At 50.1% G+C, this 8,224-nt stretch carries 11 protein-coding genes; all 11 read left to right on the forward strand.

Annotated elements, in window-relative coordinates; translation table 11 throughout:
- Nucleotides 1–35 precede the first annotated feature (35 nt).
- The 11 genes from C7820_RS28175 to C7820_RS28225 all read left to right on the forward strand — a co-directional run bounded on the left by C7820_RS28175 (nucleotide 36) and on the right by C7820_RS28225 (nucleotide 7,476).
- The gene (locus C7820_RS28175; RefSeq protein WP_116233844.1) at nucleotides 36–1,241 is read left to right on the forward strand and encodes a hypothetical protein; all 1,206 of its coding nucleotides are present in this window, start codon (nucleotides 36–38) and stop codon (nucleotides 1,239–1,241) included.
- A gap of 13 nt (nucleotides 1,242–1,254) precedes the next feature.
- Nucleotides 1,255–2,040, forward strand: a complete 786-nt coding sequence (locus C7820_RS28180) for a hypothetical protein (protein WP_116233845.1) — start codon at nucleotides 1,255–1,257, stop codon at nucleotides 2,038–2,040.
- 103 nt (nucleotides 2,041–2,143) lie between these two features.
- Nucleotides 2,144–2,368 (forward strand): helix-turn-helix domain-containing protein, encoded by a 225-nt coding sequence (locus C7820_RS28185; RefSeq protein WP_116233846.1) that lies wholly within the window; start codon nucleotides 2,144–2,146, stop codon nucleotides 2,366–2,368.
- Nucleotides 2,369–2,460: 92 nt separating this feature from the next.
- Entirely contained in the window at nucleotides 2,461–2,841 is a 381-nt protein-coding gene (locus C7820_RS28190; RefSeq protein WP_116233847.1) for a hypothetical protein, read from the forward strand.
- Between the two features lie 323 nt (nucleotides 2,842–3,164).
- Complete coding sequence (locus C7820_RS28195; protein WP_116233848.1) at nucleotides 3,165–3,578, forward strand: cold-shock protein; 414 nt, start codon at nucleotides 3,165–3,167, stop codon at nucleotides 3,576–3,578.
- Nucleotides 3,563–3,847: a hypothetical protein gene (locus tag C7820_RS28200; protein WP_116233849.1), complete on the forward strand. Its 285-nt coding sequence runs from the start codon at nucleotides 3,563–3,565 to the stop codon at nucleotides 3,845–3,847. Before C7820_RS28195 ends, C7820_RS28200 begins: the two co-directional genes overlap by 16 nt.
- A complete protein-coding gene (locus C7820_RS28205; RefSeq protein ID WP_116233850.1) occupies nucleotides 3,840–4,607 on the forward strand; it encodes an ATP synthase subunit B family protein in 768 nt (255 codons plus the stop codon). The genes C7820_RS28200 and C7820_RS28205 overlap by 8 nt, the downstream gene beginning before the upstream one ends.
- Nucleotides 4,604–5,041: a hypothetical protein gene (locus C7820_RS28210; protein WP_116233851.1), complete on the forward strand. Its 438-nt coding sequence runs from the start codon at nucleotides 4,604–4,606 to the stop codon at nucleotides 5,039–5,041. Before C7820_RS28205 ends, C7820_RS28210 begins: the two co-directional genes overlap by 4 nt.
- Before the next feature lie 15 nt (nucleotides 5,042–5,056).
- Nucleotides 5,057–5,377: a hypothetical protein gene (locus C7820_RS28215; protein ID WP_116233852.1), complete on the forward strand. Its 321-nt coding sequence runs from the start codon at nucleotides 5,057–5,059 to the stop codon at nucleotides 5,375–5,377.
- A 48-nt stretch (nucleotides 5,378–5,425) separates the two neighbouring features.
- The gene (locus C7820_RS28220; RefSeq protein WP_116233853.1) at nucleotides 5,426–5,779 is read left to right on the forward strand and encodes a hypothetical protein; all 354 of its coding nucleotides are present in this window, start codon (nucleotides 5,426–5,428) and stop codon (nucleotides 5,777–5,779) included.
- Nucleotides 5,779–7,476: a hypothetical protein gene (locus tag C7820_RS28225; RefSeq protein WP_116233854.1), complete on the forward strand. Its 1,698-nt coding sequence runs from the start codon at nucleotides 5,779–5,781 to the stop codon at nucleotides 7,474–7,476. The genes C7820_RS28220 and C7820_RS28225 overlap by 1 nt, the downstream gene beginning before the upstream one ends.
- The last annotated feature ends 748 nt before the right edge of the window (nucleotides 7,477–8,224 follow it).

The raw sequence follows: 8,224 nt of genomic DNA on the forward strand, positions 1-8,224 counted from the left end.
GAGTAGCAGCGCAAAATAATCAAGGAGGCGGTCTTATGACGCAAGTAACGGTAATTGATTCGATAATGGGAAGCGGTAAGACGTCCTGGGCGATTCAGCATATTAACGGAGCCCCAGCGCAGGAACGCTTTATCTACATAACTCCGTACCTGGACGAGATCTCGCGGATTAAGGGGGCGGTAACCTCGCGCAGATTTATCGAACCTAACAATCGCAATCATGCGCGCAAGAAGATGGTCAGCCTCAAAGCGTGTATCGCGGCCGGCGACGATATTGCGGCCACCCACTCGCTATTTCAGACGGCGGATGATGAGCTGATCGATTTGATTAATGGCGCCGGCTACACGCTCATATTGGACGAGGTCATGGACGTGATTGAAGTCGCCAATATCAGCCGTGAAGATATTCGGATATTGCGTGATTCAGGCGAGATTGAGATCGTCGATAACCGCGTTGTCTGGATCGGTGAGGGGTACGTTGAGGGGCGGTTTAACGATATTAAATACCTCGCCAAAGCCGGCAATCTATTCTACCATCGCGGCAGCTTCTTAATATGGACGTTTCCGCCTGCAGTATTCAGCGCCTTCGATCGTGTCATCGTCATGACGTACCTATTCGACGGCCAACTGCAGCGGTATTATTACGATTTGCACGGAATTAGCTTCGAATACCAGTCCGTTAGACAGCAAGAAGACGGTCGATATACCCTTGCGGAATATAGCCGTGTGAGTGAGGGACGCGCCGACGTATTGACTCTTATCGATTTATACGAAGGCCCTATGAATGACGTCGGTAAAGTTCCAAACTCGTTCAGCTCAAATTGGCTCAATAATTCAAAGCCAGAGGTATTCGCGCAGATTAAGCGGAACCTAAACAATTTCTTGCGCAATGTATGTCGGGCTTCCGGAGAAGAGATTCTTTGGACAACGAAAAAGGACCATCGTCAGAAGCTTAGCGGAAAGGGTTACACGAAGTCATTCCTTCACTGTAACGCGAGAGCGACGAATGAATACGCCGACCGGTGGGCACTCGCATACGTGTTCAACCGTTACATGCACCCTTTTGAGCGAGCCTTTTTTGAGGATCGGAATATCACAGTCAATCAGGATCTGCTTGCGGTGTCTGACTTGCTCCAATGGGTGTGGCGATCGCGTATCCGTAATGGGGAGGACATCAAGTTGTATATTCCATCCAGCCGAATGCGTTCGCTATTGGTTGCATGGAGTAAATATGAAATTTAAGGAGGACTTAACCATGATTAGAAAAGAAGACGCTTTAAAAAGAATTCAAAAATTCATTATTGAGAATAAGGACGCCCCGACAGCATGGCGGTCCGAGCTAGTGAGGGGTCTAACTGAGGAATTAGAACGCGAAGGAATCACCCAAGCACTTTTTTGGCTATGGAAGATGAGGCATCCCGCGTTACTACGGAAGGGAGCAAAACCGCAAACCATTGGCGAGATACTGGCCGACTTCATCCTTAATATCAGCGAGATTGCGGAACGAAAGGCGGAATATCCGGTACTTGGCCCGGAGAGGGCCTACCGGGAGGAGAGAAAGATCGAAGCTTGCGAAATATTATTGCGTTTTGAGCGCGATGAACATGACTCCGACTACCAACCCCCAGGAACCGTATTTGAGGATTCGTTTGTCGACGGTAATCCAGTCGAGGATCAGCTCTTCTCTGAACGATGTGACATGTCCGCTGAGGAATTGACCAGCCGACTTAGCGCCATCAAACGGTGGCCTATTGCGTTCATAGGTAAATATGCGAACGGCACCGAATGGAATCGGGAAACGCCCAATAAGTGCAGGACCGAAGGGGATGTTGCGGAGGCAATCGAAAAGCTTGAACTCAGACGTGTAAAGGTATGCGCAGTTTGCGGTAATGCATTTTACTCTCATAGTACTCAGCCGGGGCGTGTGAAAGTTTGCGATATCATCATAGATTTGAGATATAAGCCAAAATCCCAATGCCAAGTAAGTCGTGATAAGGCGCTGGCTATCTTTCGAAAACATAAAAATAAGAAGTCCGCGTAATCGAACCATTTTCCAATAATATATATAGGGCGGGAAACCGTCGAATGGTCATTTTTATTTGTACAGAAAGTAGCGAAAAGGGGATAAAAAGGAGGTTTGTAAAATGAATGCGGGTACGGTAAAGGCGATTCGGTTGTCCAAAAATATGAGTCAACAGGAGTTTGCGGATGCTCTCCATGTTTCAAGGCAGTGTATCACCGCAGTTGAGTGCGGGTATCGCGCAGTTTCCTCGAATCTACGAATCCGGATAGCGCAGAAATTTGGCACTGGTCCGGACATCGTTGAGGCGATAGAACGTGCGAAACAGTCGGAAAACTTGGCGCTGTAATCTAGCGTCATCTTTCTTTTTTGTCTTTTATCAAAAAAATGTTAATTAATACCCATATTAATAATACAACGAAATCATACGGAGGTCAAGACTTGGGGGACCAAACATTAAAAAGAATCCAAACGCTGGCCCGTAACCACTGCGCTGCCTTTACCGGTAAGGACGGATGCTGCTTCGAACCTAACGGACAGCCGCGTTGCCAATGGTTTCGGACTGACCCGCAGGCCCTGCCGTTCATCGAATCAGGCGATATGCGCTGTCTCGAGTTTGAACGTGGTGTGTTGCCGTCTGATCCTGCGCTAGAAGCAAACTATTTCAACCGCAAGGAGAACGCGGCGAAGTGCGAGCGTTGTTCAACTCCGATCGTTAAGACGTCAAACCGGATGAAGTATTGCGCAGAATGTCGTGAGATCAGACGGAAACAAGGTGCGGCAGACCGGGCTAGGAAACGATATTGGGAAGCCAAAACCTAACGGTTTAGGAAGTGAAAAACCCCGTAGTGATGCGGTGTTTTAGGCACCGTTTTACAAAGGTAGGGTAACGATAGCCGAAACCTAGTCAAATGGTTAGAAAAGGAGGCAGAACATGGTCGAGTATCAGAAGGCAGCCTCAACATGGTGCGAGTTCTATCGTCCAGACCGGACTTGTGTACTTATGGACGAGCTGCAGTCGCAGTCGAATCCGATATGTAAATGTTTCAGAATGCCTATAGAAGATTGCCGGTATCTGCGTTTGGTAGTAGTAAAAAGCGAACGGCGAGATTAAACACAAAAACTAATAATTCGGAGGTAACGAGATGTTTGTAGAAGGTCAAGTTTGGCGCGGAAATCCAGAAGAAAATATGCAAGAGGTTTACGATCGGGTGGTTCCGACTCCGTACCAAAGTCCAAGAGAGAGCAGGCTTGAGGCGGCTGCTGGCAAGCTAGGCGAAGGCATTGGTAAAGCGATCAAAGAGGCAACCAGGGAAATAATACGCGGCGAACTTACGGGAACTATTAATTCCCCTATCCGAGAGCGTGGGTTCGGTTTTATTACTCCGGATGACGGGGGTTCTGACGTGTATTTTCACGCTGAAAAGAATCCAAACGCTGAGGGATTGAGACGCGGTGACCGTGTCGCTTTCGATCTCGAGCGAAATATCCGAATCGGCCGGACATACGCCGTAAATATGTCAGTGATCGGAGGTAAAGGCGAATGGCGGACTATTTAATCGTTCATCGGGTTTACGAAATCGGATTCTGCGAATATGCCACGGATACCGTCGTGTTTATCGACGGAGAGGATATGCGGTTCGAGCGCCAATATACGAACGTTAAGCCGGAGGAGGCCGTTAATTACTCGCTGGCCGAGGCGGTAACCTTTGCGCAGGGTATTATCGGACCGGACGCTGCAGCTCTGATCGATAGTAACGGATCTCCTTACGTCGATTGGAACGCATTCAACGCCAAACAGAACGAGGAGGAACTAAAACATGAGTAACGTTTATATGCTTCGCGCTAACGGGTTAGACGGTGTCAGTCGAGAGGCCGGCAAGGTGTACGAAGTCGATCCGGCAAAGGCTGACGAGTTAGTTAGCGGAGGGTACGCGGTAAAGGCCGACTTCCCAACGCTGGATAACTACCGGCTGCAGATTAACCGCGCCGTCGAGTCATATAAGGCTCACGCCGATCGCATCGATAAGAATGCGGTAATGAGTCCCCACGAGCGCCAGTATAAGATCGCTGAAGCTCGCGCCAAGCTTGACGAAACGGTCGAGAAGCTGAAGGCTGACTACCAAACGGAGCTGAAGGCCTTGCAACTCGTCTCTGCACAGAGTGCATTCAAGACCGAAGCCGCCACTCCGGAAGCCCAGGCGTTCGTTGACGGTGTTCTTATTCAGCTGCGGACAAGCGATCCGGACGACGTCGCTGAGCTCATTAAAGCGCAACTACCGATTATGGACGGACCGACAAAGACGGAGCTGCTGCGGAGATACGACGATGTGATGGCGCTGGCGGGGGATAAGGCCCGGAAGTTCGACGCCTTGTCTGCGCAGCTCAGAACGGGAGACATGCTACAGTACAAGGTCCTCACGCAGATCGGACAAGACTCTTCACCGTCTGTGATGTACGACCAACTGACCAAGACGCACCGGACATATAAACCTGGTTACCTGGCGCAGGAAGTTTACGCTCAGTTCCGCTCGGACCGGGAGTATGAAGCCGCAATGGCCGAACTGAGAGGGGGTGAACAAGAATGAAACGGTTTAAATTACCTCTAAACCTGCAGCTCTTCGCGGAAGAAGATCCGCCACCGGTCGAGGAACAGCCGCCGGTCGAAACACCAAAGACGTACACGCAGGCGGATATCGATGCGCTGACCTCGAAAATAGACGCACTGACTACCGATATGAAGCGGAAGGCGCTCGAAAAGGCGGGACTATCCGGCGCCGATATCGATAACGCCATCGGTTACATAACCGGTACGAGCTCGGAGGAGATTGCGGCGTCGATCGATTCTTTGCGGGATCAGCTTCCGGTATTGGCGAGGGTGGCTGCATTGACTAAGCCGCGAGGGATTGATCCGAACCCAGGGCCTCGGTGGAAATGTAATCCTAAACGGGCTGACCTCGGTAAGGTAGGACAGGACACTTATCAAAGATTAAAACAAAGCGGAAAGCTCCGCAGATACTAAATAGGAGGAATGAATATGAACGGAACACTGGAAATTACAAAGACATATCACGAGAGAGTAGGTTCGCACATTTGGTGGGGATACGTGGAGTTCGACAACGGAGTAAAACCACTCACCCTCGGAAAGTACGGCGGCGAGGGCTACGAACAATCTACGGTCAAGGTTATCGAGGAACGTCTCGGCGGCATTTTGATCTACCTGACAGACCGAGGCGAGAACGTCGCTAATCTAACAGTCAAACTGCCGGAAGGTGTGACGCTATCGGCCGCCTATAAGACTCAGGTGACCACTCGGTTTACGGCTGATGGAACCATTGGCGCTATAACGTTCGCTTAATCGGGAGGCCTTCGAGCCTCTCTTTTTAATTTAAAAGGAGCTGAAACAATGGATGATAAGGAACTGGAGGCTGTCGCGTCGATTCAGGCCTGCATTCTGCTTTTAGAGCAGATTTTAACGTACAAAAGGTTCGGCAACTATCAATTTCAAGGACTATTCCCCAAAGAGCACGCATCCTGGGAAAAGGACGCTTCTGTCTTGAAATCCTCGGCAAATCATTTCGCAAGTCGTTTGGGGTATTGGTCCCAGAAACTGACCGACGAAATGGCAGCCTCTGACCGAATCTGCGCCAAGTACGGCGAGAAATCACGCAAGGCCCGCCAACAAGCAGACCGTCTTAAAAACGCGGCTGATGGCTTGGAGAAGGCCTATCAAACGTTTATGGACGAGGTGGTGAGGTAATGGCTTTTGATCTTGTCGGGCGCATTTCGATCAGGGATGACGGCGCCTCAAAAACGATAAAACGGGTATCAGATAGCATCGGTCGCGCGGAAAAAATAACTTCATCGCTAGCGAGGGCAACTGACCGGCTTAAAACGGAACAATCCAGGGCGTCGACGAACTCAGCGCGGCTGAAAACGGCACTGCGCGGAATAGGGAATAGCGCTAACTATGCCGGGAGTCATATGCGGTCTGCCAGCAGGGAAACGGCGTCATTAGTACGCGGTGTTGGTGCGCTGGCGGGCGCTTATATGGGCGCAAAGGCAGCCGCAGGGTTATTTAGCAAGACGATCGGAGCTGCGGCCGATTACGAAATGAAGGAAGTCACCGTAAACGCCATGTTCGGCAAGTCTGCGAAGACAAATGCGGAGAAATACTTGGACTTCGTGCAAGGCCGCGCGGCTGTTTCGATGTTCAGCATTAACGACTTCTTGACTGCCGGCAAATCGTTCATCCCGACGACTAAGGATAACGCCAAGCTGCAGAAGATGGTTAACCTTGCGGAACGTCTCGGCGCGATCGATCCGGAACAAGGCATTGAAGGCGCTGCTTATGCGTTGAAGGAGTTCTTTTCCGGCGATGCTGTCAGCTTGGTTGAGCGCTTCGAGTTGCCTCGTAAAGCAATGAACGCCATCAAGAACCTGCCACTCGACAAGCAGCTCCAGGCATTGGATAAGTTCTTGAACGGGATTGGCGCAACAAATGAGCTCATTAATGCTCAATCGGGTACCACACTAGGCCAGTATAAAAAGGCTGTAGCCGGCGTGAACCGAGCATTCCGAGAGATGGGCACCGAGGCTCTGAAGAAGGTGAATCCTCTTTTACGGGACTTTAACAAATTCCTCTCGTCTCCCAATTTTAGCGGCATAAAAAAGTGGGGAGTAAATGCGTTTTCAGGATTAGTTAATGGAGCAGTTGATGCAGTCCGTAAGGCTTCGGACTATATAAACACAAATTTCATTAACAACCCTGCGTTCAAAGAGCTGCCCGACATTAAGAGCAAAATAAAATTCGTCTTTAACACACTCATGGACGATTTTAACGCCTGGTACGACGCTTCAGGGAAAACACACCTGACAAATATCGCACAGAAGGCGGTAGATACCATTGGCGGTGCGCTCAAGGCTAGCACGCCTCTTGTCGAGGCCGCGGTTAAATTGGGCGGATCAATAGGCCAAGGTATCATGCAGGGTATTTTGGATCAAGTCGACATTATGGCGGTTATATCGCCAACCCGACGTGCTAAAGCGCAGTTAGACAAGCAATTTGAGAACTCCGATAAGTTGAAAGAGAGCTTATCGAAAAACGCCATAGAAAATCCGGGTAAACCGTTGATTCAAGGCGGCACGATCGGCGCGACGGAATCGTCTCCAAGCGGAGTATGGGACAGCGTTAAGTCTGGCGCGAGTAAATTCCGTAACTTCGTCCAAGGTCACGCTTCAGGTCTCGATAATGTGCCGTATAACGGATACCCTGCGCGTCTTCATAAGGGTGAGGAAGTTCTGACTCGCGAGGAAGCAAAGCGTCACCGTGCGGAAAAGAGCGGAGGTTCCAGTCAACAGCCGGTCATGATTACGGGCAATACGTTCGTCGTTCGCAACGACTACGATATTGAATTGATCGCGAAGCAACTTGCGCACGCCATGTCGAGAAAATAAGCGCAATAACACGGCCGTCTCTTTGGAGGCGGTCATTTTTTGTTTGCGTAACCTTATCGACTAACTTACGAAAAGTAAGCGAAATTACGACAACGCTGTGTCTGACGCAGGATTGACGAGCTGCCGATCGGTTGCGCAGGGTTCCGTTTGGTTACATCATCCGCCGAAGCGCCTGGCGGACGTAAGCGCCCTAAACTCACGGGGTTTGAGCGGAAATTGACCGTAATTTATGCGCAAAAGTACAAATCGACGATGTGATGGCGGAGATGCTGCGTATGTACATATCGCAAGAATGCCGTAGTGACGCGGGTTTGGGCGATTGGGCTTGCGATCAGACTTATGTATCAAATGTATATTTTGTACATATGTAGGTCGCGTTAATGCGCTAAAGAGTAGGCCCCCAGGGTACCCATCAGGAGGCCCCTCCACCTGACGCCCGAACCTTTCTAGCAAAATTTCTGACTCAGGGGGTTAGCGGGTCCTCTACGGTATAACCGGCGCCCAAAAACGTATATAAATCGGCTGATTTGACTCCGAAATTATCCGCAGGTGTGCGCGCTTAAAATATTGCAAGGGTGCGCGGCTATGGCGTATAATATTGGTAATTCGAGAGTTGACGCATGAAAATAACGTAAAAGCCAGCGCACATTGAACGTTTGAAGCCGCGTCGTTATGCGGTTGATTTACCGCCTTATGCGGTTCATATATCGGGGTATGGCGCAGTCTGGTAGCGCGCACCCTTGGGGTG

The organism is Paenibacillus sp. VMFN-D1 (genome assembly GCF_003386155.1).
Classification (GTDB): Bacteria; Bacillota; Bacilli; order Paenibacillales; family Paenibacillaceae; genus Paenibacillus_AQ; species Paenibacillus_AQ favisporus.